This window comes from Vulgatibacter sp., assembly GCF_041687135.1.
Classification (GTDB): Bacteria; Myxococcota; Myxococcia; order Myxococcales; family Vulgatibacteraceae; genus JAWLCN01.
In genome coordinates this window covers 17,873-44,087 of sequence record NZ_JAWLCN010000015.1, presented here as the reverse complement: position 1 = coordinate 44,087, position 26,215 = coordinate 17,873, and the positions used below count along the sequence as shown (strand labels likewise).

The window sequence follows — 26,215 nt, the reverse complement described above, 5'->3', positions numbered from 1 at the left end:
CATGTCCAATCTCCTGGCGCTCCTCTCCCAGGCGAGCAGCAGCCTCGGCGCCCACCAGACCGCCGTGGCCACCGCCGGCCACAACCTCCAGAACGCCGGCGTCGCCGGCTACACGAGGCAGCGCGCGACGCTCGCCGCGGTGGTACCGGCGCAGCTCCTCGGAAACCACTGGGTCGGCAGGGGCGTGCTCGTGCAGGCCATCGGCAGGGTGCGCGACTCGTTCCTCGAATCGCAGATCCCGCAGGCCCTCGCCGGCGAGGCCCACGCCAGGGCCGAGACGGAGGCGCTGCAGGCGGTCCGTGCCCTCGACCCCGCCCTGCCCGGCGGCCTCTCGGACGCCCTGTCCGGCTTCTACGGCGCCCTTCGCGGCCTCGCCGATCGCCCCTCCGATCCGATCCTCCGGCGCGTGGCGGTCGACGCTGCCGACTCCCTCGCTGCGAGCTTCCGCACCGCAGCCGCGTCGCTCGAGGCGGCGCGCGCCGGCCTCGACGCGAGGCTCGCCGCCGGGCTCGCCCCCATCGAGGCCGCAGCAGCGCAGCTCGCCGATCTGAACCGGCAGATCCGCCAGGCGAACGCTGCCGGTGGCACGCCCAACGACCTCCTGGACGCGCGACAGCGGCTGCAGGACGAGCTCGTCGCCGCCACCGGGGCCACCCCCATCCTCGACGCCGGCGGCGACGTCCACCTCGTCCTTCCCGGCGGCAAGGCGCTGGTGAGCGGCGCCACCGCGGCACGGCTCTCCGTGGAGCCGGATCCGGCCAACGGTGGCCTGCTTCGGGTACTGGTCCATCCGCACGGCGGCGGCACACCGGTCGTTGCAGGTGCGCTCGGTGGCACCCTCGGCGGGAGCCTGGCAGCGCGGGACGGCGCCCTGGCCCAGGCAGGCGCGGCGATCGATCGCCTCGCCTTCGACCTGGCCGGTGCCCTCAACGCGGTCCATGCGGGCGGCAGCGGCACCGACGGCTCCACCGGCAGGGAGCTCTTCGTGGTGGGGACCGACGTGGACGGGGCCGCGGCCCGGCTCACCCTCGACCCGGCGATCGCCACGAACCCGGCGCTTCTCGCCACCGCAGCCGTCGGGGGCGCTGCCGGCGACGGCGCCAACCTGCTCGCCCTGATCGCCACCGAGCGCAGCGCCGATCCGGTGGGAACACTGGGCTCGATCACCGCGGCCTTCGGCGCCGCCACCGCGCGGGCGGCGTCCGCTGCGGCCCACGAGGCGGCGCTGCTCGACCACCTCGGGACGATGCGCGAATCGGTGTCGGGGGTCTCGGTGGACGAGGAGCTGATCGAGCTCTCGCGGGCGCAGCGAGCCTACGAGGCTGTCGGCAAGGTCATCCAGACCACGGACGAGATGCTCGATACCCTGATGCAGCTCAAGTAGGAGATGGCGTGCGGATCACCGATCGCATGATCTATGACGGCGCGCAGCGCTCGACCCTCCAGGCGCGCGCGCGCGCCGACCGGGCGGCGCTGGTTGCGGGCACGGGCCTGCAGGTGGTGCATCCCGGCGACGCGCCGACTGCGATGGGGGCGGTGGTCGCCGGCCGTGCGGCGCAGGCGCGCTTCGAGTCGATCCGGGGCTCGGTCGAGTCGACCCGGGCGCAGCTCGAGCAGGCGGACGCTGCGCTGGGCAGCGTCGCCACGATGGTGCGCCGAGCCGAGCAGCTCGCGGTGCAGCTCGCCAACGGAACCTGGGGCGCCACGGAGCGCGCCGCCGCGGCTGCGGAGGTGGACTCCCTCGCGCGCGGCATCACCGCAGCGCTCAACGCGGAGCACGCCGGGCGCTTCCTCTTCGGCGGCACCGCCGACACGCAGCCCCCCTGGGCCGCTGACGGCACCTGGCACGGCACCGCCGGCAGCCGCCAGGTGGAGGTGGCCCCCGGCGTCTTCGAGGACGTGACCCTGCGGCCGGACGTGGCGATCGGCGGCGCCGGCGGCGGGTCCGATCTCTTCGCCTCCCTCCGGGCGCTGGCGGCCGCGCTCGCAGCCGACGATCCGGCAGCGGTGGCGCAGCAGATCGACGTTCTCGGCGCCGCGCAGGATCAGATCGCGGCGGAGCGTGCCCGGATCGGCGGCTCGGCCGGCGTCCTGGAGGCCGCTGCAGCCGCGTCGCTGGAGGCCCGGGACGCTGCGCAGGCCGAGGTGGCGCGGCTCACGGAGGCGGACGTCGTCGCCGCCGCCAGCGAGCTCGCCCTCTCCCAGCGCGCCCTGGAGGCAGCCCTCGCCGCTGCGTCCGAGAGCTTCCGGCTCACCCTCCTCGACAGGCTCTGATGCTGGCGTCGAGCCCCACTGCGCGGTCCGACCGCCGATGGATCGCGCTCCTGCGTGCCCGGACCCGCCGGGTGCTTCACGCACTGGGGTCGCGCGACCGGCACGCCCTGCGGCTCCTGCCGCCGCTGCTTCACTGCAGCTTCCGCCACCCGGGCCTCTCCGATCCCGCTCCGGGCATCGCCGGCCTCCGCTCGGGCAGGCGCTGGGGCGAAGCCGCACGGCGTTTCGGCCTGCCCTCGCCCCACACCGCCCAGCTCGGCAAGCGGCTGGTGCAGGCGGTATGGCTGGTTCCCGCCTCGGACGGACTCGAAGTGCGGGTCGTCCACTCTCCCAACGCGATCGCCAGCGAGCGCCGCCATCTCGAGCGCCGGCTCGCCGTGGCGGCAGGTCTGCTCGCGCACCAGCGGCTCCGGTTGCGGCTCTGCGACGGCATCGACGGAGCGGTGCTGCTCTTCGGTGGCCTCCTCGCCGGCGAGGCGGTCCAGCCGGACGGGCCGGCGATCGCCCCGGCGATGCTGGCCGAGCGGGCACCGACCTCCCTCGCAGCGTTCCTCCTCTCGCTGGTGCGCAGGGCCGACCCCTTGCGCGTGTTCCTCGCCTGGACCGCGGCGCTCCCGGCATTCTGGCTCGCGGATGCCGAGCTCTTCGCGGCGCTCTGGGCTCGCTTCGACGACGTCGCGGCGGAGTTGCCACTCGAGGCCGCTGCCGTCGGAGGAAGCTCTTCTTCGACCCGCCGCTTCGCCACCAGGCTCCTCCCCGCGAAGCCGCGGGGGGCGGTCGAGGTGGGCCGCGCGCTTTGTTTCGCCGTCGCCCGGCAACGCCACCGGCTCATCCCGGCGCTCGTCGGCGAGCTGCGAAACGACATGCTCGTAACCGGCATGCCGGCGGCGCTGCTGCCGGCCCTGCAGCGGGAGATCGCCGCCGCGGGCGCAGGTGTGCTCGGTGCCCGGCGCCCGGGCGGCGGCCGCGCGATGCTTCGCCACCTGGCGCTCTGTGCGCGCGTGGGCCTGATTCCAGAGCAGGATCCATTCTGGTTGCAGGTGGCGCGCAGGCTGGGGCACGCAGGGAGCGACGCGGCGATCGCCACGATCGGCAGTATCGAAGAGGCGGGGCCGCCCTTCGATCCCCTCAACCGCGGCCCTGGCGCGAAGCTCTGCCTCGCGCCAGGGCGAGTGGTGCGGATGGAGCGCGGGCGCTCGGGCACCCCGCGGCATCTCCCGGCGCCGGAGCTCCTCGCGGCGCTGCTCCGCGCCGCAGCTGCCGGAACGCCCTGCGATCTGCTCGGCGACGGCCCTGCCGCTGCCCCACTGGTGGGCCGGCTCGATCGCCTCCTCAGGCGCTGCCGGGAGGCGCGCCATCCCCTCGCGCTGGAGGCGGGTGGCGCGGTGCTCCTCCTGCGGGAGGGCGCGCTGCGACGCTTCTCCCGGGAGCGCTTCTTGTCGCGTCCCAGGGCGTGCGCCGTGGACGACGAGGCGCCGCTCCTCGCCGCGGTTTCCGCCGCGAGCGCACACCATGCCGTCGAATGCACCGTCGTCGCGGCACAGGGTGGGGAAACGGCCTGGGTCATCTACGGGAGCGAGGGCAGGCGCTTCGGCGAGAAGGTACGCGTCGCCCGCCTCGAAGCGCACCTGCAGGAGAGCCGAGCGCTCCTCGAGGGCGCTGCGGCGCTGCTGGTGCGCCACGCCGGCGCAAGGCTGCCCCTGCTGCCGGCGGACGCCGCAACGGCCACGGTACCGCTGGCGCTCGGCGGCGATTTGCGGGACGGACTCTGGCTCGAGATCCTCGGCGAGCGCTTCGGCGCAGGTGCCCGCTGGCGCTGGGAGGCGGCGGCGAGCGCCATCGCCGCCGCCTGGCCGGTGGGCACGACGGCGCCGCTCCGCTTCCTGCGGGTGGCCGTGCGGGTCGGCGGAAGGCAGGCGGCTCCCCTCGAGCGCCTCTACGCGCGCTCGGTCGCCTCGAGGCGCCTCTGGATCCACCTGCACCGGATCCTCGGGCCTTAACGCCAGCGGCCGACGTGCCGAAGAACGGAGGAGCGGCAACGCTTCCACCGCTTCAGGAGACCACCATGACGATGTCCATCCGCACCAACGTCGGTTCGCTCAATGCGCAGCGGAACCTCTTCGGCACGCAGAACGAGCTGAGTAGCACCCTCTCCAAGCTCTCCTCCGGTTACCGCATCACCAAGGCCGGCGACGACGCCGCGGGCCTCGCCATCTCCGAGACGCTGCGCTCGCAGATCAGCGGTCTCAACCAGGCCGCCCGCAACGCCAACGATGCCATTTCGATGATCCAGACCGCGGAAGGAGCGATGCAGGAGGTCCACACGATGTTGCAGCGGATGAGCCAGCTCTCCGTGCAGGCGGCGAACGGCACGCTCTCCAACTCCAACCGCCAGAACATCGACACCGAGCTGACGGAGCTGACCGCCGAGATCAACGCGATCGCCCAGCGCTCGACCTTCAACGGCATCGAGCTGCTGAACGGCGAGGATCGCACTTTCCAGATCGGCGCGACGTCGACCGACACGCTCACCGTGGAGTTCGCCGAGCTCGACATCGGCGCAGCGGCCGAGTTCGCCGATTTGAACACGGCCCTCACGGGATTCACTACCGCCGCCGCGGCGACGGACGAGGCGGCGGCGATCACGGCAGCCGGTACGCTGCTCGACGAGGTCAACAACGCGATCGACCTCATCAGCGCCCACCGCGCCAAGCTCGGCGCGAGCCAGAACCGCCTCGAGCACACCATCGCCAACCTCAACGTCACCGCCGAGAACCTCTCGGCCTCCGAGTCGCGGATCCGTGACGCCGACGTCGCCGAGGAGACCGCCGCCATGAGCCGCGCGCAGATCCTCATGCAGGCCGGCGTCTCCGTGCTCGCCCAGGCCAACCAGATGCCGCAGGTCGCCCTGAAGCTCCTCGGCTGATCCCTCCCGATCGCCCGCGCGGCGCCCTCCTCCGGACGGCGCCGCGCCCCCTACGAAAGAACGCACGCATGGCCATCTTCACCGGCGGGCTCGCCTCCGGCATCGACTCCGGGCTGATCATCGACCAGCTCGTCGCCCTCCGCTCGAAGTCGATCACGCAGATCAAGCAGCGCCAGGCTGCGTTCTCGGCCCGTGTCTCCGCTTTCGGCACCCTCGCATCGAAGCTCTCCGGACTGGGCGACGCCGCCGCGGCCCTGGCGAACGAGGGCGTCGGCGCCGTGAAGACAGCGGGCACCCATGCGGCATTCTCCGTGGAGGCCTCGGCCGGGGCCGAAGCAGGCCGCTACGCCGTTGTGGTCGAGCAACTCGCCACCGCAGCCCGCCTCCGCTCCGCCGCCCACGGCTCAGCGGCGGCTCCCATCACGGCGGGCACGCTGCAGCTGCAGGTGCGCGGCGAATCCTTCGACGTCGAGATCGTGGAGGGCGCCACCCTCGCCGACGTCGCCCGCGCCATCACGGCCAGCGGCGCGCCGGTCGGCGCCGTCATCCTGAACGACGGCACGCGCTCCCATCTCTCCCTGACCAACCGCGAGACCGGCCATCCGATCGGCACCGCGCCGGACGACGCGCTGGTGATCACCCAGACGCTCACCGGCAGCACCGGGTCGCCGCTCTTCGCCATCGATCCCGCCAATCCCTCGGCTCCTGCCGTCTTCCGGGCCAGCGCAGCGAATGCGCGCCTGCAGATCGACGGTCTGGCCATCGAGCGCACCAGCAACACCATCGACGACGTGATCCCCGGCGCCACCCTCGCGCTGCTTCGCCCGAGCGCGCAGGAAGCGGGCGTCGCCCTGTCGGAGGATCTCGTGCTCGTCGCGGATCTGGAGGGGTCCCGCAGCCGGATCGACACCTTCGTCGACGCCTACAACGCCCTGGTGCAGAGCCTGCGGAAGCTCAATGCGCCGGCGGACGGCTCGGTGGGACTGCTCACCGGGGACGGCACCGCCCGCGGCCTGCAGTCCGAGCTGGAAGCGATGCTCTCCCAGGTGGCGGGCAGCGGCGCCCTCCGGACCCTGGCCGACCTCGGGATCGAGCTGCAGCGGGACGGCACCCTGCAGCTCGACGCCGCCACCTTCGAGCAGGCGCTCGCATCCCATTCGCATGGTGCCGACACCCTCTTCTCCTCCTCGGGACCCGGGATCGGCGGGGCCGTCGAAGCCCTCGTCGATCGTTACACCGACCCCGAGGTCGGCATCCTCACCACGCGCCAGGATGGTCTGGACGAGACGGTGAAGCGCCTGGCCGAGGACATCGAGCGCCAGAACGATTCCCTCGAGATCTTCCGCCAGACCCTCATCCGCCAGTTCACCGCCCTGGAGCGGACCGTCTCCAGGTTCAACGCCATCGGCGCCTTCCTCGACCAGCAGGAAGCGGCGCGGGAGCAGAAGTAGAATGAACGCCGTCCGCCGCTACACCCAGACCCAGGCCGAGACCGCCTCGCCCGAGCGCACCATGGTTCTGCTCTTCGAGGCGGCCCTCCGCGACATCCGGCTCGGAAGTGTATCGCTCGAAGCGGGCAAGCGGAGCGAGGCCGCCGCCCTCTTCGGAAAGGCCTCCGAGATCGTGATGGCCCTCCACGGGGCTCTCGATCACCCGCAGGCACCGGAGCTCTGCGGCCAGCTCGCCGGCCTCTACGTATTCGTCGCGACCAGGCTGGTCCGCGCCAGCGCCGCAGCCGACCTCCTCGCAGCCCGGGATGCGGAGCGGACCCTCACGCCCATCGTCGAAGCCTTCCGAACCGCGGTGGCGGCGCAGCAGGCCGCCCCTTGATCGATCGTGCGCTCGCAGCGATCGAGAGGTCCCTGGCGGAAGGGGCCATCGAAGAGGCCGAGGTGCTGGCCGCCGCCCTGGCGGACCGCTGCGCCGCCCTGGCGGCCGAGGGGGCCCGCCTCGACGACGCCACCCGCGCCGCAGCCCGTGCCGCCCTGGGGCGCTGCGCGGCAGCAGCGCTGGCGCAGCGCGACGCGATCGGCCCCGCGCTCGCCGAGGTGGCGAGCACCCGACGTGCGCTCGGCGCCTACGCGCGCTGACAGCCGTGACGAGGTGAGGTCAGAGCCCCTCGACCACCCTGCCGTCCGCCATGTGGACGCAGCGCGGGAGCTCGCGGGCGAGGACCTCGTTGTGGGTCACCACCAGGGCGCTGATCCCCAGCTCGCGATTGAGCTCGAGGAGGAGCTCGTGGATCGCGTGGCCGGTCTTGGGATCGAGGTTGCCGGTGGGCTCGTCCGCCAGCAGCACCCGCGGCATGGTGGAGAGCGCCCGGGCGAGGGCGACGCGCTGCTGCTCGCCGCCGGAGAGCTCGCTCGGCTTGTGGTCGAGCCGGTGGGAGAGCCCCACCCGCTCCAGCACCCAGAGCGCCGCGTCGCGGGCCTCGGACCTCGGCACCCGCCGCACCAGCAGCGGCATCATCACGTTCTCCAGGGCGGAGAACTCCGGCAGCAGGTAATGCGACTGGAAGACGAAGCCCAGGGTGCTGTTGCGGAAGTCCGCGAGGTGGAGCTCGCTGCGGGCGAAGAGATCCTCGCCCCGGTAGAGCACCGTTCCTTCGGAGGGGACGTCGAGGGTGCCGAGGACGTGGAGCAGCGTGCTCTTGCCGGCGCCCGACTTGCCCACGAGCCCCACCACCTCGCCCTCGTGGAGGGTGAAGTCGACGCCGCGGAGGACGTGGATCGTTCCCTTGCCCTCGAGCCAGTAGTCCTTGGCGATCCCCTTCGCCTCGAGGAGGGGCCTGCCTTCAGTCATTGCGCAGACCCTCCACCGGCGGGAGCCGGGACGCGAAGAGCGCCGGGAAGATGGTGGCCAGGTAGGCGAGCACCACCGCCGCCACGGCGACGAGCGCGAACTGCGTCGCGTCGAGGCGCACCGGCAGGTTGGGGATGTAGTAGACCTCGGGGTCGAGCGGGATCGGGAAGATGGCGATGGCGCCGCAGAGGAGCAGCCCCAGCGCCAGCCCCAGCACCGTCCCGATCGAGCCGATGGCCAGCCCCTCGAGCACGAAGATCTTCATCACCGACGAGTCGCGGGCGCCCATCGACTTGAGGATCGAGATCTCCTTGCCCTTCTCCAGCACCAGCATCACCAGGGTGGAGAGGATGTTGAAGCAGGCGACGAGGATGATGAAGGCGAGGATCACCGCCATCACGATCTTCTCCAGCTTGAGGGCGGAGAAGAGGTTCTTGTTCATCTCGCCCCAATCCTTCACGCGGAAGGGATAGCCCTCGAGCTTCGAGAGCACGGTGCGGGAGATCCGGCGGGCGTCGTCGATGTCGGCGACCTTCATCTCGAGGCCCGTGATCCCCTTCCCCATCTTGAAGAAGGACTGCGCCCGGTCGAGGGCGATGTAGACGAACTTCGAGTCGTACTCGTACATCCCCGAGTAGAAGACGCCCGCCACCCGGAACTGCATGCTCTTGGGCTGCGGCCCCATCGGCCCGAGCTCGCCGGCGATGGGCGAGACCACGGTGACGGTGTCGCCGACGAAGACGCGCAGCTGCCGCGCCAGCTCCCGCCCGATCACGATGCCGGGGAGCTGGTTGGCCTCCCGGCCCTGCTCCTGCGCCAGCTCCTGCTGCTTGCCGGAGGCTGCGAGCCGCTCGAGTTCCTGCTGGAGATCGTCGGCGGTCGCCCCTGCCTCCCCGGCTGCTGCGGGGGCCTTGAACTGCGGCGTGGTCGGGATCTTCTCCGGGGTGGCGAGCCACTGGAGCTCGCCCTCGCGAATCTCGTTGGGCAGCTCGGTGACCTCGCCCACGGTGGCGGGGTCGATCCCCTTGATCAGCGCGCCGGCGAGGTTGGACTCGGTGGAGACCATCACCTCGTTGAGCACGAAGGGGGTGACGCCCTTGACGCCCTCGGTCTCCCGGACGGTCTTCGCGGTGCGCTGCCACTCGTCGAAGGCGCCGTATTTGAGGACGATGGCGTGGGCGTTGGTGCCGAGGATCTTGGCCTTCAAGTCCTGCTCGAAGCCGCTCATCACGCTCATCACCACACAGAGCGCCATCACACCCACCGCCACGCCGCCGATGGAGAGCACGGTCATGATCAGCGTGGGCGAGCGCTTCTGCCTGCGGAGGAGCAGGTAGATCGCGACGACGCCCGGGAAGATCCCCAGGGTGAGGAGCGAGAGGCCGACGAGGAGGGAGCGGGAGAGGCGCAGGTGGCTCTTCGCCACGAAGGCCTCGTACCCGAAGGAGAGGTCGAGGGCGGTGCCCGCCCCCAGCATGTAGCCGACGGTGGCGGCGATGCCGGAGACGAGGAGGATCCCGCCGGCGACGAAGAGGGGCGCGAACCAGATCGCCCCCTCGGGGATGACGGCGAAGACCGTGGCGCCTGCAGCAGGCGAGGCGAGGAGGCCGTAGCCCACGCCCAGCGCCACCAGGGCGCCGGCGAAGAGCTCCCAGAAGCCGACCCGCTTCGAGAGGGCCGCAGCGGCCCAGCCTGCTGCACCGGCGGCGAGCACGCCGGAGACCACCGCGAGGATCTCCGCGGTCTCCATGCGCATGCCGAGGCGGTTGCCGAGCAGGGCGCGGACGACGCCCAGGGCGAAGAGGGCGACGAGATCGAGGACGATCGCTGCAGCGAGCGCCTTCCAGGAGAACGCCTGAGCGTTGCGGGGCGCACGGCCTGCCGCTGCGAGGGCAACGCTTAGCGACGGCTTGCCCGGCGCTGCGCCGGGTGTCTCGCTGGAACCTGTGGTGGGCTGCAAGCTGCGTACTCCCTGGGCGATGCCCCGTTTACGTGCGGGGCTTGAGCAGCGGGAAGAGGATCACGTCGCGGATCGAGGCCGCGTCGGTGAGGAGCATGGCGAGGCGATCGATGCCGATGCCCTCCCCTGCGGTCGGGGGCATGCCGTGCTCGAGGGCGGCGATGTAGTCGGCGTCGAAGTCCATCGTCTCCTGGGCGCCCCGGCTCTTCGCCTCCAGCTGCTTCTCGAATCGCTCCTGCTGGTCGATCGGGTCGTTCAACTCCGAGAAGGCGTTCGCGATTTCCCTGCCTGCACAGTAGAGCTCGAAGCGGTCGGTATAGGCCGGATTCTGCTCGTTCTTGCGGGCGAGCGGGCTGATCACGGTGGGGAATTGGGTGATGAAGGTGGGATGAACGAGCTTGTGCTCGGCATGCTCCTCGAAGAGCGCGCCGACGAGCGAGCCCACGTCCATCAGGTCGATCTCCTTGCGCTCGGCGTCGGTGCCCTTGAAGGTCTCGAGGAGCACGCGCTTGAGCTTCTCCGGATCGTGGAGATCGGCCTCCTGCAGCCTGCCCTCGGTGGACTCGAGCACCGCGTCGGCCATCGAGATCCGCCGCCAGCCCTTGCCGAAGTCGATCTCGTGGCCCTGGTAGGTGATCTTCGTGGTGCCGCAGATCTCCTCGGCGGCGCCGGCGATCATCTCCTCGGTCATGTCCATCAGCTCGTCGTACGTGGCGTGCGCCATGTAGAACTCGAGCATGGTGAACTCGGGGTTGTGCCTGGTCGAGAGCCCCTCGTTCCGGAAGTTCCGGTTGATCTCGTAGACCCGCTCGAAGCCGCCGACCACCAGCCGCTTGAGATAGAGCTCCGGCGCGATGCGCATGTAGAGGTCGATGTCGAGGGCGTTGTGGTGGGTGGTGAAGGGCTTCGCCGCTGCACCCGAGACGAGCGGGTGCATCATCGGCGTCTCGACCTCCATGAAGTCCCTGCCGTCGAGGAAGCGGCGGATGTACTGCACCAGCTTCGAGCGCTTGCGGAAGACCTCGCGGGTCTGCGGGTCGGTGGCGAGATCGAGGTAGCGCTGGCGGTAGCGGGCCTCCACGTCCTCGAGGCCGTGCCACTTCTCGGGAAGCGGGCGGAGCGACTTGGTGAGGATGGTCCACTCGCCGGCGACGATGGTGATCTCACCGGTCCTGGTCCTCGTCGCGGTGCCGGAAGCGGCGGCGATGTCGCCCATGTCGAGGAGCTTGAGCAGCCCGTAGCCGTCGTCGCCGAGCTTGTCCTTGCGGAGCTGGACCTGGATGTCGCCGGTGCGATCGCGCAGGACGACGAAGGCCATCTTGCCGAAGGTCCGGACCATCATCACCCGGCCGGCCACCGACCAGGTGGTGGTGTCCTGCTCGATGGTCTCGGTGGGCTGGTCGCCGAAATGGGCCTTCACCCCACCTGCGGTGTGGGGCACCTCGCGGCCGTTGCCCCAGGGGTTGATCCCGCGCTCGCGCAGCTCGTCCGCCTTCTTGAGGCGGAGGGCGCGCTGTGCATCAAGGGACGACGAGCCTGCGGGGGTCTCGTTCTCTGCCATCCGATCTTCTCCTTCGCGGCAGCGGCACAGAGCAGCGAAAGCCCCGTCACCTCGCGGACTTGGAACGAAAGAAGCGGCGCACACTAGTGGGCGGCACAGGTGCCGTCAAGGCGACTGAGGGTGGTGCTTGCCCGGGTGGAACGCGGTTGCTAAGCGGTGGGACTCCACCAGGCCCGGAGGCCATCGTGCGTCGCTTCGCCCCGCTCCTCCTACTCGCCCTCGCCGCCTGCCCGAGGCCCACGCCGCAGGCGCCGGAGCTGGTGGATTGCGCCCTCGCCGGCAGGCCGGAGCTGGGGAAGATCGAACCGCTCGATTGCGCCGCGGTGCTGGACCGGCGCTTCCCCGCGCCCGCCGCTGCGGCTGCGGGGAGCGATCGGCCGGCGAACTTCGACCCGCTCCTCGAGCTGGCACGGACCGAGCTGGTGGAGATCACCCAGGGCGCAGCCGACCGGTGCGAGCGGCGCAACCGCTGCGAGCTCGACGACGCCTCCTTCCGCGCAGCGCTGGCGGACCTGGAGGCGCAGGCTGCGGAGCGCCGCGGGCTGGTGGAGGCGATCGGTGCCGGCGGCCCGGCGCGGGAAGGAGCGCGGCGGCGCCTCGCCAGGGTGCTGGGCGCTGCCTGGATGCAGCCGGAGCGCATGGTGCCGTCCTGTCCCGCGGATCTGCCGCAGGCCTGCCCCGACGGCACCTGCGCACCGGAGGCGGCGAGCTGCTGCGGGGACGGCACCCATTGCGCTGGCGGCGTCTGCTGCGGGACGGGCTGCTGCGGCGAGGGCGAGATCTGCAACGCGGACGGCGTCTGCGAGGCATCTCCTGCGTGTGGCGGGTCGTATCCCCAGGCCTGTCCCGACGGGAGCTGCGCGCCGGCGGGCGCCGACTGCTGCGGCGAGGGGCGCTTCTGCAGGACCGGCACCTGCTGCGGCGACGGAAATTGCTGCACCGCCTTCGAGGCCTGCGTCGCCGGGCGCTGCGTGCCCGGCGCCCAGGCGGCGTGCAGCGATCCCGGCAGGCCGATCCCCTGCCCCGACGGCGCCTGCGCGCCGATCGGCGGCAGCTGCTGCGGCGGCGGCAGGATCTGCGAGAGCGGCACCTGCTGTGGCGAGAGCGCCTGCTGCGTCTCCGGCGAGGTCTGCGAGGAGGGGCGCTGCGTCGGGCCTTCTCGGGCCAACCCCGACTGCGGCGGCGCCTGGCCGGTGACCTGCGCGGACGGCAGCTGCGCCCCTGCAGGCGCCGCCTGCTGCGGCGAGGGGCGCTTCTGCGCCCCGCGCTCCTCGTGCTGCGGCGATGGCTGCTGCCTGCAGGGCGAGATCTGCGTCGAGGGCGCCTGCGTCGGGGCTTAGATCGAGAGGAAGAGGAGCACGACCAGGGCGGCGAGGGCCGCCACGAGCACCAACGGCACCGCGACGCCTGCGGGGAAGACCGGCAGGACCAGCTCCCGGATCCGGGAGAGGCGGCGGCGCCGCTCCGTCCTGGTGCGCGCGAGGACCCTGCGGCCGAAGGCGGCGGGGAGCCGGTGGCGCGGCAGCTCCCGGACCAGCGCGACCGCCTCCGCGAAGCCCGCGTACTCGGCGCGGCAGGGGCCGCATTGCGCGAGGTGGGCCTCGAAGGCAGCCTCCTGCGCTGCGGGCAGCGACGCGTCGACGTAGGGCGAGAAGAGCTCGATCACTTCCTGGTGCGTGTTCACGGTGCCTTTTCCTCCGCCGGTGCAGCGAGGCTCCGCGCCAGCGCGAGGCGGGCGCGGTGCAAGCGCGACTTCACGGTTCCCTCGGGCTGCTCGAGGACCTCGGCGATCTCCTCGTAGCTCAGCCCCTCGATCTCCCGGAGCACCACCACCAGCCGCTGCTCCTCCGGGAGCGCGGCGATCGCGGCCTGGACCCGCTCGTCGGTCCGCCGCCGCTCGAGGGTGCGGTCGGGCCGCTCGGGCCCCTCCGCCGCCGCAGGATCGTCGGCGTCCTCGAGGGGCACCTGCCGGGACGCCCCCCGGCGGCCGAGGTATTTGATCCGGTTGAGGCAGTGGTTCTTCGCGATCCGGAAGAGCCAGGTGGAGACGCGGCTCTCGCCGCGGAACCGCGGCAGCGCCCGGTGGAAGGCGAGGAAGACCTCCTGGGTCACGTCCTCCGCCTCCGCCTTGTCGCCGAGCATGCGCACCAGCAGATCGTAGACCCGGTCCTGGTGGAGCCGGAGCAGCGCCGCGAAGGCGCGCTCGTCGCCGCGCCGCGCCCGGGCGAGCAAGACGTCCGCCCCCTCCCCTGCGGTGGCGCCGGGTGGGGCCGCGATCGGCATCACCACCGCTCCGTCGGATTCCGCCATCGGTCCTCCTCGGCTGCAGGGCCTTCACCCTATCGGACAACGGGCGGGCGCCGAAGGTTCCGCCTCGATCGGCCCCCCGGCGAGACGAAACCTGTTAGCTTGCGCGCCGCCATGACTCCCCAGACCGAACAGCAGCAGCCCCGCAAGTACAAATGGCCCGAGATCACCGGCGGCATGGTCGTCGGCTTCGTCGTCGGCCTCGCCCTCGCCTCGATGATCGCCGGCTTCGTCGCCTGGGTGGCGCTCAACCTCCGCCAGAAGGAATTGGCGGCGGAGTACGGCCTCGCCCAGGCGGTGATCGTCACCGAGCCGATCGCCGCCGGCGAGCCGCTCTCGCCGGAGAAGCTCGCGCAGCGCCCGCTGCCGCAGCTGGTGGTCACCCCGAACGCCGTCGATCCGCAGGAGGTCGATTCGCTCTTCGGCAAGGGCCCCACCATCCGCTTCGAGAAGGGCGACGTGCTCCTCCGCTCCGCCTTCGGTCTGGCGCCCCGCGCCACCGCGCCGCCTGAGCCCGCCAAGGAGTAGCCGCGGCGAATCTCCCACAGCACGCGTCATCCGCTTGCACCCATCGCCCCTTGACCTCCGGGGCCGACTCGCAAGAGGGTGCGCGCGTCCATTCCACGGGAGTCCGGATGTCCTCGATTCTGCCGCCTGCACGTGCGACGCGCGTGCTCCTCTCCACCGCTCTGCTCTTCACCGCCTGCGCAGGCGAAATGGGCGACACCGGCAACACCGGTGACGCCGGCCCCGCGGGCCCCGCCGGTTCCATCGGCCCCGTGGGTCCCGCCGGCGTGAACGGCCGCAACGCCCTCACCCGCACGGCGGAGGAGCCCGCCGGCGCCAACTGCCCCGCCGGTGGGACGCTGCTCGTCTCCGGCCTCGACGGGGACGGCGACGGCTTCCTCGCCGACGGCGAGATCGACGGATCCACGCGCCGCTACGTCTGCAACGGCGTCGAGGGCCCGCAGGGCGCCACCGGCGCCGCAGGGCTCCACGCCCTCTTCCGCAACACGCCGGAGGCGCCGGGCGAGGGCTGCCCCACCGGCGGCGTGCGAATCGAGGCGGGCCTCGACCTCGACGCCAGCGGCCTCCTCGACGACGTGGAGATCGACGAGAGCCTCACCCGCCTCGTCTGCAACGGCGCCGTCGGCCCCCAGGGGATCCAGGGCCCGGTCGGCCCGCAGGGCGAGGCCGGTCCGCAGGGCGCCCAGGGCCCCCGCGGCGACATCGGCCCGCAGGGGCCGCAGGGCGAGCAGGGCCTCACCGGCCCGATCGGACCGCAGGGCCTCCAGGGTGACACCGGCCCGCAGGGGCCGCAGGGCGTGCAGGGCGCCATCGGTCCGCAGGGCGACGTCGGCCCGGTGGGGCCGCAGGGCCCGCAGGGCGAGGCCGGCTCCCCGGGCCTGTCCGGCTCCCAGCGCATCTATGGCGACGGCTCCGCGGGCTCCCTCTCCCTCGCCCTCGGCCAGACGCTCGACCTCACCACCACCGCCGCCTACGCCTCCCTCCCCGCCGGCGCGAATCTGCAGTTCACCTCCATCACCATCGCGGGCAACCTGATCGTCCCCTCCGGCACCGTGATCCGCGCCACCGGCGAAATCACCGTGACGGGCACCATCACCGTTGCGCCAGGCGCCGTCGCCACGCCCGGCGGCTCCGCACCGCAGGGCGTCGCCAGGGGCGGCGCCGGCCTCCACCACGGCGGCATCGGCCTCGCTGCCCCCCCGGCAGCGACCCTCCCCGTCGGACAGCTCCCCGGCGCCGGCGCCGGCGCACGCCCCACCAACGGCGCTGGCGGCGAGGGCGGCGGCACCGTCGCCCTCCTCGCCGGCGGCGACCTGCGGATCATGGCCGGCGCCATCGTCAACGCGAACGGCGCCAATGGCACCGGCGCCGTGGACGTCATCGGCACCGGCGGCGGCGCCGGCGGCGTGATCACCCTCCTCGGCAAGACCGGCCTCACCATCGGCGGCACCGTCCGCGCCAACGGCGGCAACGGCGCCAGCCCCTCCACCAGCGGCGGCAACGGCGAGGGCGCCGGCGGCGGCGGTGGCGGCGGTATCGTCCAGCTCCTCTCGTCGCTCTCCCCCACGGTCACCGGCACCGTGCAGGCCCTCGGCGGCGCTGCGGGAGCGAACGCCGTCGGGGGCACCTTCACCAACGTGGGCAACGGCGGCGGCGCCTGCGGCGGCAACGGCGGGCTCGGCGGCGGCCAGGTCACCTTCGGCGGCCCCCTCGTCGCCCCCACCGCCGGCGGCGCCGGCCACGTCATCACCCGGGTGGCGCCGGAGCCCGAGCTCCTGCTCCTCCCCTGATCGCTCCGCCGAACGGCAGAAGCAGAAAAGGCCCGCCCCGGCAGCAGCCGGTGGCGGGCCTTCTCGTTCCGGCGCGAGGCGCCGAGCTACTCCGGCAGCGCCTTGCTCGGGTTCTTCTTCCCGAGCAGATAGGCCTCGAGGAAGGCCTGCAGCTCGCCGTCGAGGACCTTGTCCACCTGCCCCGTCTCCTCGCCGGTGCGGATGTCCTTCACCAGCCGGTAGGGAGCGAGCACGTACGAGCGGATCTGGTTGCCCCAGCCGATGTCGCTCTTGGTCTCCTCGAGCGCCTGCTTCTCGGCGTTGCGCTTCTTCTCCTCGAGCTCGTAGAGACGCGCCCGGAGGATCTTCCAGGCGATGTCCTTGTTCTTGTGCTGGGAGCGCTCGTTCTGCACCGCCACCACGATGCCGGTGGGCTCGTGGGTGAGGCGCACCGCCGACGAGGTCTTGTTCACCTTCTGCCCGCCGGCGCCGGAGGCCCGGTAGTAGTCGGTGCGGACGTCGGCAGGGTTGATGTCGATCTCGATGTCCTCCTCGATGTCCGGGTAGACGAAGACCGAGGTGAACGAGGTCTGCCGCCTTGCCGCCGCGTCGAAGGGCGAGATCCGAACGAGGCGATGCACACCCGCCTCCGCCTTGAGGAAGCCGTAGGCGTATTCGCCGCGCACGAGGATCGAGCAGGACTTGAGCCCCGCCTCTTCGCCCTCGGTGTAGTCGGCGATCTCCACCTCCCAGCCCCGGCGCTCGCAATAGCGCGTGTACATGCGCAGGAGCATCGAGGCCCAGTCCATCGACTCGGTGCCGCCGGCGCCGGAGTTGATCTCGATGATGGCGTCCGCGCGATCGTTCTGCCCGGAGAGCATGCGGCGGAACTCGAGGCCGCGGACCCCTTCTTCGAGGGCGTCCAAGGAGGCTGCCGCCTCGGTCCTCGTCTCCTCGTCGTCCGCCTCCTCGGCGAGCTCGAGGAGCGCCTGCGCATCCTCCAGCCCGTTCCACTCCTTGTCCCACGCCTTCACCACGTCCTCGCAGCGGGACTTCTCCTTGGTGAGGGCCTGCGCCTGCTTCTGGTCGTTCCAGAAGTCGGGCTGCACGGACAACTGCTCGATCTCGTCGACGCGGCGGCGCTGGGGCTCTACGTCAAAGCCCCCTCCGGAGCGATTCGAGCCGCGTCTTCAGGTCTTCGATTCGCCCGCGGATATCGTCAGCCATCTCGAAACTTCTCCTGGGGTCGGTTGGATGTAGAGGAACACGAAGCGCCCCGCCCTTCCTGCCCGCTGCAGGAAAGGAGCGGAGCGCCCCTCATACCGAGAATCGCCTCAACGCGCGAGCAGGCTCTTCTCCATCTCCGGGTCGTCGAGGGCCACGTGCTCCTCCACCACCGGAAAATCCTCGCCGGCGGGCCTTGCCTCTGCGGCCTGCGCGGAGAGGTAGTAGGCGAGGGCCTCGCGGATGAGCGCGCTCACCGGTCGCCCCGCGTCGTCGGCAGCCTGCTCCACCGCCTCGGCGAGCTCCGGGGCCACCCGGGCCGCCACCACCCGCGCCTGCGCCATCGCCGACTCGAGCCGTTCCAACGCTGCGGACGGACGGGCGAGCCGGTAGTCGCCGCCCTCGATCATCGACTTGATCCTGCCGGCGAGCTCGTCGCGGGTGAACCACTTCTCGTCGAGCCAAACGGCCTCTGCGTCGTAATCGATCTCGAACTGGCTGCTCATGGCTTCCTCCGACGGGGCGGCCGCCCCTCCCCTTCTACCCGGCTCTTCTTCTCGCGAGAAGGCCCGACGCCGCTGGCGTCGTCGAGCATGCCGGGGACCCCCAGCAGCTCCGCCTCCCTGCGGGCCATCACCCGCGCCGCCCGCTCCGACTTCTCGTGGTCGTAGCCGAGCAGATGCAGCAGACCGTGGGCGAGATACCGCGACAGTTCGAAGGCGAGGCTCCTGCCGTCCTCGACGGCGCGGCGCCTGGCGGTGTCGAGGGAGATGGCGACATCCCCGACGAAGAGCGGCACGCCGGGGATCGAGGGGAGATCCCCTGCAGGGAAGGAGAGCACGTCGGTGGCCTTGTCCTTCCCCCGGAACTGCCTGTTGAGCTTGCGGATCCGCGGATCCGTGGTGAGCAGGATCGAGACCTCGGCGCCCTGCATCCCGAGCTTGTCGAGATACTCGTGGGCCCTGGCGCGGACCACGCGGGCGGCGTAGCCGCCTTCGGGGTGCTCGAGGTTGAGGTGGACGGTGGCCAAGGGGCGCTATCCCTTCTTCTGCAGATCGGCGAAGAGGTCGGTGGAGAAATACCGCTCCATCCGATCGCAGAGCACGGTGGCTACGTTGTGCCCCGGTCCGAGCTCGAGCGCCAACTTCCTGGCCGCGGCGTAGTTCAACCCGCTCGAGGGCCCCACCGGGAAACCGCGCTTGCAGAGCTCCCGGGCAGCGGAGACCGCCTCCCAATCGCTCACCCGGATCGGCTCCTCGAGGCCGATCTTCTCCGCGTCGAGGATCGCCGAGAGGCCGTCGACCACCCCGGGGATGCCGCCGCAGATCTCGGGCTGCCCCTCGAAGCAGACGCCTTTCTCCGGCTTCGCGGCGGCGATCCGCGTGGGGTGGCCCGCCTCGCGCAGGGCGGAGGCGATCCCCATCAGCGTGCCGCCGGTGCCGACGCCGGCGACGAAACCGTGGATGGTGCCGTCCACCTGCGCGAGGAGCTCGGGGCCGGTGGCGCGCTGGTGGGCGATGGCGTTCAAGGGGTTCTCGAACTGCCGGGGCAGGTAGATGTGCGGATCCTTCGCCGCCATCGCCCGGGTCTCCTCGATCGAGCCGAGGACCCCGCGCTCGGGATCGGTGAGGATCACCTCGCCGCCGTAGCGCCGGATGATGAGGAGTCGCTCGCCGCTGACGCCCCGGGGCATCACGGCCACGAACTTCACGCCGACCATGGCGCAGGCCGCAGCGAAGGCGATCGAGGTGGAGCCGCTCGAGGCCTCGACCACCACCGAATCCGGCCCCAGCGCGCCGCTCGCCACGGCGTGGGAGAGGACGAAGGTCGCCACGCGGTCCTTGGTCGAGCCCGAGGGACACAGGTATTCGAGCTTGAGCCAGATCGTGCAGCCGCTGTCGGCGTCGGCGATCGGCACGGTGGGGGTGTTGGAGGCGATGCGGGAGAGCCAGGGCTTGAGGTTTCGCTGCGACATGGGGCGCAACTCTGCCCTCTCGCACGCGCCCGGGCAACCGACCGGAAGTACGCCTACCGCGCGACCTTGTTCGCCGAGGTGCCGGCGCCAGCTTCGAGCTGCGCCTGCGGCCCCTTCGCCGCGGCCGGGTAGTCGGGCCGCGAGTGGTAGATGCCGCCCAGCGTCCTGCAGAAGCTCCGGGCGATGGCCGAGAGATCCTTGAGCGTGAGGTCGCATTCGTCGAGCTGGCCGTCGGAGAAGATCCCGTTGATCAGCTTCTGGACCAGGGCCTCGAGCTTCTCCGGCGAGGGATCCGGCATCGCCCGCGACGCCGCCTCCACCGCGTCGGCCATCATGATCAGCGCCGTCTCCCGCGACTGCGGCTTGGGGCCCGCGTAGCGGAAAAGGTCGGGGTCCACCTGCGGGCCGCCGGCCTCCCGGGCCTTGAGCGCCTTGTGGAAGAAGTAGCCGACGAGGCGGGTGCCGTGGTGCTCGGGGATCCCGTCGGCCACCTGCTTCGGCAGGTTGTACTTCCGGGCGATCTCGAGCCCCCGCTGCACGTGCTCGATGATCAGCCGCGCCGACTCCTCCGGCGGCAGATCGTCGTGCCGGTTGCTGCCCTTCTGGTTCTCGCCGAAATAGAGCGGGTTCCGGCCCTTTCCGAGGTCGTGGTAGTAGGCGCAGACCTTGGCCAGGAGCGGATTGGCGCCGATCGCTTCGGCGGCCCCCTCCACCAGCGTCCCGACGATGATCGAGTGGTGGTAGGTCCCGGGCGCCTGGACGATCAGCTCCTTGAGCGCCGGATGGTTGAGGTTGGCGAGCTCGAGCAGCCGCAGGTCGGTGGTGTAGCGGAAGAGCCCCTCCACCAGCGGCAGGAGCGACATCACCAGCACCGGCGCGAAGATGGCGCCGCCGATCAGCGCCGCCACCGCGTCGATCACCACGTCCCAGGAGGCGATCCTGCCGCTGAAGAGCGCGAAGCAGAGCACCGCGCAGGCCTGGGCGAGGCCGGCGAAGAGGCCTGCCCGGAAGACGCCGGCACGATCCCGCGCCCGGGGGATCCGCGCGGCGCCGGCGATGCAGCCCACGAGCGTGAAGGACGCCGCGGGGAGCGAGTTGCCGGCGAGGACGCCTGCCAGCGCCGAGAGCCCCACCGCGAAGAGCAACGTCGCCTCGGCGCCCACTACGAAGCGCACCAGCATCGCCGCTGCGGCGAAGGGCATCACGTAGGTCCACGCCTCCACCGGGATCTCGGGCGTGCGCTCGCGGAGCACGTCCGCCACGGCGATCCAGAGATCGGCGAGGAAGAGCGTGGCCACCAGCACCGAGGCGAGGAGGAGCAGATCCTTCCTGCCGAGGCGCAGGCGCGAGAGCCCCGCGCCGAAGGCGGCGAGCACCACCACGACCAGGGAAGCGAAGAGCGCGCCGCCGATGCGGATCTGGGCGACGTCGCCGCTCTGCGCCTGGGCGCGCATCCCCCGGAAGATCACGAGGTGGCGCTCCTCGATCCGCTCGCCGTCGCCGATGACCTTCTCGCCCTTCTTCAGCTGGATCACCACCGGCTTCACCGCAGCGGCGGCATCCTCGCGCCGCTCCCTGGTGAGGTCGGGGTCGTGCTTCAAGTTCACCCGGATCTCGCGCCGGGCGAGGTTGGCCACGGCGCGCCGCACCTCCGGCGAGATGCCGGCGAGCTCCTTCGCCTCGGCGTCGATGCCGTCGCGGACCCGGGAGAGATCCCGGATCCCGGAGACGTCGGAGAGGACCTCCTCCGCGATCCGGCCCCCGCCGCTGCGGCGGAGGATGGCGATGCCACGGTCGCGGTGCTGGGAGAGCTCCTCGCGATCCCCCACCACCATCTCGCGCATCGCGCCGGCGACCAGCTCGGTCACCGCCTCCTGCGTCTCGGCGGAGAAGCCGGCCTTCGCCAGCACCTCGAATTCGGCGTCCTCGAGCCGGGCCCCCAGGGCCCGCTCGATCTCGCCGCGGGCGCCTGCCAGGGCAGCGGGGTCCGCGGCCAGCTGCCGGGCCAGGGAGAAGCCGGCGCCGATCCGCTCCAGCGCGCCAGCGAGCCCGGCTGCGTCGTGTTCGTAGACCGCCCGCACCGCGGCGACCGCCTCCTCGCGCTTGCGCCGGGTGGTCTCCTCGTCGGGGATGTCGTAGTCGCGGTTGGCCTTCAGGGTGCCGCTGGCTACGCTGCCGAGGTCGGCGTCCTCGTAGGGCACGCGCTGCGCGAAGAGCCCCGGCGCCAGGGCGACGGAGGCTGCTGCTGCAAGGGCGAGGAGGAGGAGCACCCCGACCACGCGATCGGTGAGCTGCCCGAGGCGGTCGCGCAGGGCGCCGGCTGGCTTGGGAGCCTGGGTCATGGTGGGTGGCGTTCCATCGGGGCCGGATCGTCGCAGGGACGACCGGCCCCGTCAACGCAGTGCATCGTTCACGGGATGTGAATCACTCGGCGGCTGACGCCGCCTCCTCGCCGTCGCGAGCGCGCTCCCGCTCCTTGCGGGCCCAGGCGTCGGCCGCCTTCCGTGCCGCCTTGCGGGCGTCGGAGGCCTCGTAGGCGAGGACCACCTGCTGCACCAGCGGGTGGCGGACGACGTCCACCTCGGTGAAGCGGCAGAAGGCGATCCCCTCCACGTCGGTGAGGACCTCCGAGGCGTCTGCCAGCCCGGAGGTGCGGCCCGAGGGAAGATCGACCTGGGTGATGTCGCCGGTGATCACCGCCTTCGAGCCGAAGCCGAGGCGGGTGAGGAACATCTTCATCTGCTCCGGCGTGGTGTTCTGCGCCTCGTCGAGGATGACGAAGGAGTCGTTCAGGGTGCGGCCGCGCATGAAGGCGAGCGGCGCGACCTCGACGGTCCCCTTCTCGATCAGGCCGGCGGCCTTCTCGAGATCCATCATGTCGTTGAGCGCGTCGTAGAGCGGACGCAGGTAGGGGTTCACCTTCTCGGCGATGTCGCCGGGAAGGAAGCCCAGCCGCTCGCCCGCCTCCACCGCGGGACGGCAGAGCACGATGCGCTTCACCTTGCGCTCGGCGAGGGCCGCCACCGCCATCGCCATCGCCAGGTAGGTCTTGCCGGTGCCGGCGGGACCGATGCCGAAGGTGATGTCGTGGCTGCGGATCGCATCGATGTAGCGCTTCTGGCCGAGCCCCTTGGGTGCGACCACGCGGTTGCGGCTCGAGATGTAGACCGTGTCGAGGAAGATCTCCTTGAGGGAGACGTCCTTGCGGGCGGAGAGGACCTTGGCGGCCTGCTCCACGTCCTCGGGGTAGAGGGGGTAGCCCGCGCGCAGGAGCCCGTAGAGCTCACGCAGCACCCGCTCGGCGAGCTGGGCCTGGGGCTCGTCGCCGACCACGGTGAAGGTGGTCCCGCGGTTGCTGATGCGGGCGCCGGTGCGGCGCTCGAGCAGTTTCAGATGCTCGTTGTGGGCGCCGGCAAGGGTCTGGACCAGGGCGGTGTCGTCGAGTTCGACGCGATAGGTGGCTTCGGCCAAGAGACTCCTCGGTGCAAACAGGAAAAGCGAGAACCTGGATCCGGCAGGTTCCCTTCCCCACCGCGGCCCGCTTCACCCCGCAAGCTTCCGACTCGCCCACCGCCGGCGCAAGGCCGTTTTCTGCGCGCTACTCGAAAGGCGGCAGCAGGACGAAGGCATCGTCCGCCGTGCGCCGGTAGTGGTAGCGCTCGTGCCACGGGTAGCGGAGGTCGCGCTCGGCGAGGAGCTCGGCCTCGAGCAGCTCGTCGAGCGCCTCGGGGTAGTGGCCCGCCTCGAGGCGGTAGACCTCGAGCGCCCCGCTGATCCGCGCGAGCTGCGCGTGGCCGACGAGGCGCTGGGCCGCCGTCTCCTCCACCCGGATCCCGCCGGGCCCCCCTGCGGCCTCGTCGGCGCGGACCAGGTGCACGATGCCGGTGAGGAGGCCGAGCATCGCCACCGAGACCGCCACGCGGAGCGCGAAGCTCGCGCCCTGCTCCGCCAGGGCCCGCACCATGCCGGCGCCGGGCTGCTCGTCCCCTTCGTCCCGCGGCGGCGCGATCGCGCGCAGGTAGCCGGCGCCCACCAGGTTGAAGAGCGCCTTGCAGGTCTCGAATTCGCCGAGCCGCGAGAGCTCGACCAGGCGCTCGACCGTGCGGCCGGTCTGCACCAGCTCGAAGACCCGCCGCTCGTTGGGACCGAGCTCCACCGCGGCGCCGGGGGCCGCCGGCGCGTCGCCGCCGAAGCTCGCCTCGAAGGCAGCGTCGAAGCCCTCGTCGTCCGCGGGCTGCTCCGCTTCTGCCTGCGACCAGTCCTTGAGGCGCTCGAAGGTCATCCGGCGGGAGCCGATCTTCTTCCGGATCAGCGGCCACTCGTCGACCATGCGGAAGCCTTCCATGAGGATGGCCTCCCCGCGGATCGGGTGGATCGTGCCGCGCTCCCAGGCGACCTCGCCCGCCTCGAATTCGTAGGTGCCGCTCTTCCAGGTGAAGAGCCGGTAGAGGGTCTCGGTGGCCTGCAGCTGGGCCATCTCCCGGAGTTCGTCGCGGCCCACGGTCCCCCTGGCGACGAGCACGTCGCCCAGCCGCTTCAGGGTCCGGCGCTGTTCCTCGAGGGCGTCCTCGAGCTCGCGCTCGGTGATCAGGCCCGCGCGCACCAGGCGGAAGCCGAGGAGGTGGGTCTCCTTGCCCGCGACCTGCTCGGCGCGGATCACGTTGCCCTGGTCGAAGCAGACGTGGACCTCCTCCTCCTTGTTCTGGAGACGGAGGACGCCGGTCTTGGTCTGCTGCGCGATGAGCTGGAGGATCTCCGCGACGCCGAAATCCTTGAGCGTGCCCTTGAGCGCCATCAGCGGCCTCCGCGCGCGTCGCGCCAGGCGAGGAGGAAGATCGAGCCGATCGGCGGGAGGAGCAGCGCCACCTTCCAGACGGCGGGCCAGCCCTCGTAGACCGGCTGCACCACGCCGGCGGGGAAGGCAGCGAGGAAGACGAGGAACCAGCCGAGGAGCAGGAAGACCATGCCGCGGCCGATCCTGCCGGAGAGGAAGGGACCTGCGAGGACGAGGGCCCCCGCCCGGAACCAGAGGCTGCGGCGGGATTGGTGCGCCTTCGCCGCGCGCTCCTTCGCCTCGCGGGCTGCGGCCTCGACCGCGGCCCGCTTGCCGAAGACGTGGACGCACTGGCCGCAGAGGTTTCCGCCTGCGGACTCCGGATCGCAGGAGGAGCAGACCGCCCTGCCGCAGCGGGAGCAGCCGCTCGCCGGTCGGATCCGCTGGGCGAGGAAGCCGGTCCAGACGACGAGCAGGAGCGCGAAGCCCCCGCCGGAGAAGGGCGCCGCAGCGCCGGGGATCGGCCCGAGGATCGCGGCGGTGAGCTGCCGCTCGAGCCGACGTGGCTCCTCGCTGCGCGCCGCCACCTTCGCCAGGTCCTCGTCGGGCAGGGGCACGTCGACCACGTACTGGTTCGCCGGCGCGCTGCCGTTCTCGGAGACCGCGTATTTCTCCACCAGGCGCCGATCGAGCTCGATCGCCCGGGTCCGGGCCGCCTGGCCGAGGGTGAAGTCGACGCGGTCGTAGTGGACCCGGGAGAGGCTGAAGTAGGCGGCGGCGATGCCGGGGTCGAGGTCGATCGCCCGGGTGTAGAGCTCCTCCGCTCCTTCCGCGTCGCCTCGGAGGAAGCGGATGTTGCCGAGGTTGATCAGCGCCGCAGGCCAGCGGGGCCTGCTCTCCAGCGCCCGCTCGTAGAGCGCCTGCGCCTCCTCGAGCTGGCCGAGGCGCTTGAGGCTCCGGGCCACCACGAAGATCGTCTCGGGATCGGCTCCGGGCTCGCGGGCGACGGCGGCCAGGCCGCGGAGCGAGCTGAAGTCGCCGGCGCGTTCCACCGCGTAGAGCGACGCGGCGCGGGTGTCGTCCCAGGCGAGGCGCGCTGCCAGGAAGCCGGCACCGGCGGGCAGGAGCGCGGCGAGGGCGAGCCAGAGGCCGAGGGCGATGCGCTCGGCGCGATCGAGGTAGAGCCAGATCGCAGCGAGCACCAGGGCCGCCACCACCAGCGGGCCGAACCCCAGGGCGATCGGCAGCGCGAGCGCGAGCAGAGCGAGGAGGCCGGTCTGCAGCCGCGAGATCCGCCGCGGGAAGAGGTGGTGGAAGTCGTGGAGGAAGCTGCGGCAGTGGGCCACCGCGAGGAAGAGGAGCGCGATGGCGCCGGCGAGGAGCAGCGCTGCGCCGAGGGCAGCGAGCAGGTCAACCACGAGGAGGCGCACGTGCCGCGGATCGCCCAGGCCCGCGGCCACGCAATCCGCGGCGATCCCGAGGATCGTGCCGAAGGCCGTCGGGTCCGCGGCGAGCTGGGTGCGGAGGAGCTGCAGATGGGTCAGAGGCAGCGAGGGGGCGAGGGCCACCGCGAGGCGCGCGCGATCGAGGGCTGCAGCAGGCGCGGAGGCCTCCAGCTTGCGGCTCTCGCGCACCGTGGCTGCGGCGAAGGCGTGGACCTCGCGGACGTCGAGCTCGACGAGGAGCCGGCGCAGCTTCGCCTCCGCCTCCGCCGCGGTGGCGGCGTCCTGCCGGAGGATCGCCTCACGGCGCGTGCGCCAGACCGCCTGCAGATCGGCGGGACCGTGCAGCGGGGGCACGATCGCACGCTCCGGTGCAGGGGCCTGTGCCGCGGGACGCTCTTCGTCGGCAGCGGGGGCCGGCGCGCCGACAGCCCCGCCAGCCTCCTCCACCAGCTGCTGCTCGAAGGCCTTCGCCCGCTCCTTCGCCGCGGAGTCGAACCACTCGTCGCCCCAGGCCTCCTCGCTCGGCTCCGCGACACCGGTAGCCTCCGCCGCCACGGGAAGGGCGGGCGTCTCCGCCACCGCCGCAGCCGCGAACAGGACCAACCAGGCTGCTGCCAGATGCGCGATGGGGCGCATGCTTCGCAAGACGACCTCTCCCCCGACTGCAGCA

The 26,215-nt window shown here is 72.0% G+C and carries 23 protein-coding genes; 10 read left to right on the top strand and 13 right to left on the bottom strand.

Annotated elements, in window-relative coordinates; all coding sequences use genetic code 11:
* Position 1: 1 nt before the first annotated feature.
* The 7 genes from flgK (at position 2) to ACESMR_RS22595 (ending at position 7,290) form a co-directional block, all read left to right on the top strand.
* A complete protein-coding gene (gene flgK, locus ACESMR_RS22625) occupies positions 2 to 1,384 on the top strand; it encodes a flagellar hook-associated protein FlgK (protein WP_373049407.1) in 1,383 nt (460 codons plus the stop codon).
* An 8-nt stretch (positions 1,385 to 1,392) separates the two neighbouring features.
* Positions 1,393 to 2,274 (top strand): flagellar biosynthesis protein FlgL, encoded by an 882-nt coding sequence (locus ACESMR_RS22620; RefSeq protein ID WP_373049406.1) that lies wholly within the window; start codon positions 1,393 to 1,395, stop codon positions 2,272 to 2,274.
* A 71-nt stretch (positions 2,275 to 2,345) separates the two neighbouring features.
* Positions 2,346 to 4,274: a hypothetical protein gene (locus ACESMR_RS22615; protein ID WP_373049405.1), complete on the top strand. Its 1,929-nt coding sequence runs from the start codon at positions 2,346 to 2,348 to the stop codon at positions 4,272 to 4,274.
* A 65-nt stretch (positions 4,275 to 4,339) separates the two neighbouring features.
* Positions 4,340 to 5,200 carry a flagellin gene (locus tag ACESMR_RS22610; protein ID WP_373049404.1) on the top strand — a complete coding sequence of 287 codons (861 nt, stop codon included), beginning with the start codon at positions 4,340 to 4,342 and terminating at the stop codon, positions 5,198 to 5,200.
* Positions 5,201 to 5,268: 68 nt separating this feature from the next.
* On the top strand, positions 5,269 to 6,651 hold the full coding sequence (fliD, locus tag ACESMR_RS22605; RefSeq protein ID WP_373049403.1) for a flagellar filament capping protein FliD: 1,383 nt from the start codon (positions 5,269 to 5,271) through the stop codon (positions 6,649 to 6,651).
* Between the two features lies 1 nt (position 6,652).
* Positions 6,653 to 7,030, top strand: coding sequence for a flagellar export chaperone FliS (fliS, locus tag ACESMR_RS22600; protein WP_373049402.1), 378 nt, complete (start codon positions 6,653 to 6,655; stop codon positions 7,028 to 7,030).
* Positions 7,027 to 7,290: a hypothetical protein gene (locus tag ACESMR_RS22595; protein WP_373049401.1), complete on the top strand. Its 264-nt coding sequence runs from the start codon at positions 7,027 to 7,029 to the stop codon at positions 7,288 to 7,290. Before fliS ends, ACESMR_RS22595 begins: the two co-directional genes overlap by 4 nt.
* Before the next feature lie 19 nt (positions 7,291 to 7,309).
* Here ACESMR_RS22595 and ACESMR_RS22590 read toward each other — a convergent pair whose 3' ends face one another.
* The 3 genes from ACESMR_RS22590 to lysS are packed head-to-tail and all read right to left on the bottom strand — an operon-like array spanning position 7,310 to position 11,523.
* Positions 7,310 to 8,002 (bottom strand): ABC transporter ATP-binding protein, encoded by a 693-nt coding sequence (locus ACESMR_RS22590; RefSeq protein WP_373049400.1) that lies wholly within the window; start codon positions 8,000 to 8,002, stop codon positions 7,310 to 7,312.
* Positions 7,995 to 9,962, bottom strand: a complete 1,968-nt coding sequence (locus ACESMR_RS22585; protein ID WP_373049399.1) for an FtsX-like permease family protein — start codon at positions 9,960 to 9,962, stop codon at positions 7,995 to 7,997. Before ACESMR_RS22585 ends, ACESMR_RS22590 begins: the two co-directional genes overlap by 8 nt.
* A 28-nt stretch (positions 9,963 to 9,990) precedes the next feature.
* Positions 9,991 to 11,523 carry a lysine--tRNA ligase gene (gene lysS, locus ACESMR_RS22580; protein ID WP_373049398.1) on the bottom strand — a complete coding sequence of 511 codons (1,533 nt, stop codon included), beginning with the start codon at positions 11,521 to 11,523 and terminating at the stop codon, positions 9,991 to 9,993.
* 185 nt (positions 11,524 to 11,708) lie between these two features.
* On the opposite strand from lysS, the gene ACESMR_RS22575 reads away from it, so the two are divergent.
* Positions 11,709 to 12,863 carry a hypothetical protein gene (locus ACESMR_RS22575; protein WP_373049397.1) on the top strand — a complete coding sequence of 385 codons (1,155 nt, stop codon included), beginning with the start codon at positions 11,709 to 11,711 and terminating at the stop codon, positions 12,861 to 12,863.
* Here the strand turns inward: ACESMR_RS22575 and ACESMR_RS22570 are convergent.
* Together ACESMR_RS22570 and ACESMR_RS22565 are read right to left on the bottom strand one after the other, a co-directional pair.
* A complete protein-coding gene (locus ACESMR_RS22570; RefSeq protein WP_373049396.1) occupies positions 12,860 to 13,207 on the bottom strand; it encodes an anti-sigma factor family protein in 348 nt (115 codons plus the stop codon). The two genes, ACESMR_RS22575 and ACESMR_RS22570, sit on opposite strands and share 4 nt — an antisense overlap.
* A complete protein-coding gene (locus ACESMR_RS22565; RefSeq protein ID WP_373049395.1) occupies positions 13,204 to 13,833 on the bottom strand; it encodes a sigma-70 family RNA polymerase sigma factor in 630 nt (209 codons plus the stop codon). Before ACESMR_RS22565 ends, ACESMR_RS22570 begins: the two co-directional genes overlap by 4 nt.
* A gap of 111 nt (positions 13,834 to 13,944) precedes the next feature.
* Here ACESMR_RS22565 and ACESMR_RS22560 point away from each other — a divergent pair, with 111 nt between their 5' ends.
* The gene (locus ACESMR_RS22560) at positions 13,945 to 14,358 is read left to right on the top strand and encodes a hypothetical protein (RefSeq protein ID WP_373049394.1); all 414 of its coding nucleotides are present in this window, start codon (positions 13,945 to 13,947) and stop codon (positions 14,356 to 14,358) included.
* Positions 14,359 to 14,465: 107 nt separating this feature from the next.
* The gene (locus tag ACESMR_RS22555) at positions 14,466 to 16,148 is read left to right on the top strand and encodes a collagen-like protein (RefSeq protein WP_373049393.1); all 1,683 of its coding nucleotides are present in this window, start codon (positions 14,466 to 14,468) and stop codon (positions 16,146 to 16,148) included.
* Positions 16,149 to 16,234: 86 nt separating this feature from the next.
* Here the strand turns inward: ACESMR_RS22555 and prfB are convergent.
* The 8 genes from prfB to ACESMR_RS22515 form a co-directional block, all read right to left on the bottom strand.
* Positions 16,235 to 17,354 (bottom strand): peptide chain release factor 2 gene (gene prfB, locus ACESMR_RS22550; RefSeq protein ID WP_373049392.1). Its coding sequence is split into 2 segments (ribosomal slippage): positions 16,235 to 17,293 and positions 17,295 to 17,354, totalling 1,119 coding nucleotides; the frame shifts between segments, so codons are not numbered across the junction.
* A gap of 107 nt (positions 17,355 to 17,461) precedes the next feature.
* Positions 17,462 to 17,857, bottom strand: coding sequence for a ribbon-helix-helix protein, CopG family (locus ACESMR_RS22545; RefSeq protein ID WP_373049391.1), 396 nt, complete (start codon positions 17,855 to 17,857; stop codon positions 17,462 to 17,464).
* Complete coding sequence (ybeY, locus tag ACESMR_RS22540; protein ID WP_373049390.1) at positions 17,854 to 18,381, bottom strand: rRNA maturation RNase YbeY; 528 nt, start codon at positions 18,379 to 18,381, stop codon at positions 17,854 to 17,856. The genes ACESMR_RS22545 and ybeY overlap by 4 nt, the downstream gene beginning before the upstream one ends.
* A 6-nt stretch (positions 18,382 to 18,387) precedes the next feature.
* The gene (locus ACESMR_RS22535) at positions 18,388 to 19,326 is read right to left on the bottom strand and encodes a PLP-dependent cysteine synthase family protein (RefSeq protein WP_373049389.1); all 939 of its coding nucleotides are present in this window, start codon (positions 19,324 to 19,326) and stop codon (positions 18,388 to 18,390) included.
* A gap of 53 nt (positions 19,327 to 19,379) precedes the next feature.
* Positions 19,380 to 21,668, bottom strand: coding sequence for an HD family phosphohydrolase (locus tag ACESMR_RS22530; RefSeq protein ID WP_373049388.1), 2,289 nt, complete (start codon positions 21,666 to 21,668; stop codon positions 19,380 to 19,382).
* 82 nt (positions 21,669 to 21,750) lie between these two features.
* Positions 21,751 to 22,797 (bottom strand): PhoH family protein, encoded by a 1,047-nt coding sequence (locus tag ACESMR_RS22525; protein WP_373049387.1) that lies wholly within the window; start codon positions 22,795 to 22,797, stop codon positions 21,751 to 21,753.
* A gap of 127 nt (positions 22,798 to 22,924) precedes the next feature.
* Complete coding sequence (locus ACESMR_RS22520) at positions 22,925 to 24,121, bottom strand: DUF4388 domain-containing protein (RefSeq protein ID WP_373049386.1); 1,197 nt, start codon at positions 24,119 to 24,121, stop codon at positions 22,925 to 22,927.
* Entirely contained in the window at positions 24,121 to 26,148 is a 2,028-nt protein-coding gene (locus ACESMR_RS22515) for a tetratricopeptide repeat protein (protein ID WP_373049385.1), read from the bottom strand. Before ACESMR_RS22515 ends, ACESMR_RS22520 begins: the two co-directional genes overlap by 1 nt.
* Positions 26,149 to 26,215 lie beyond the last annotated feature (67 nt).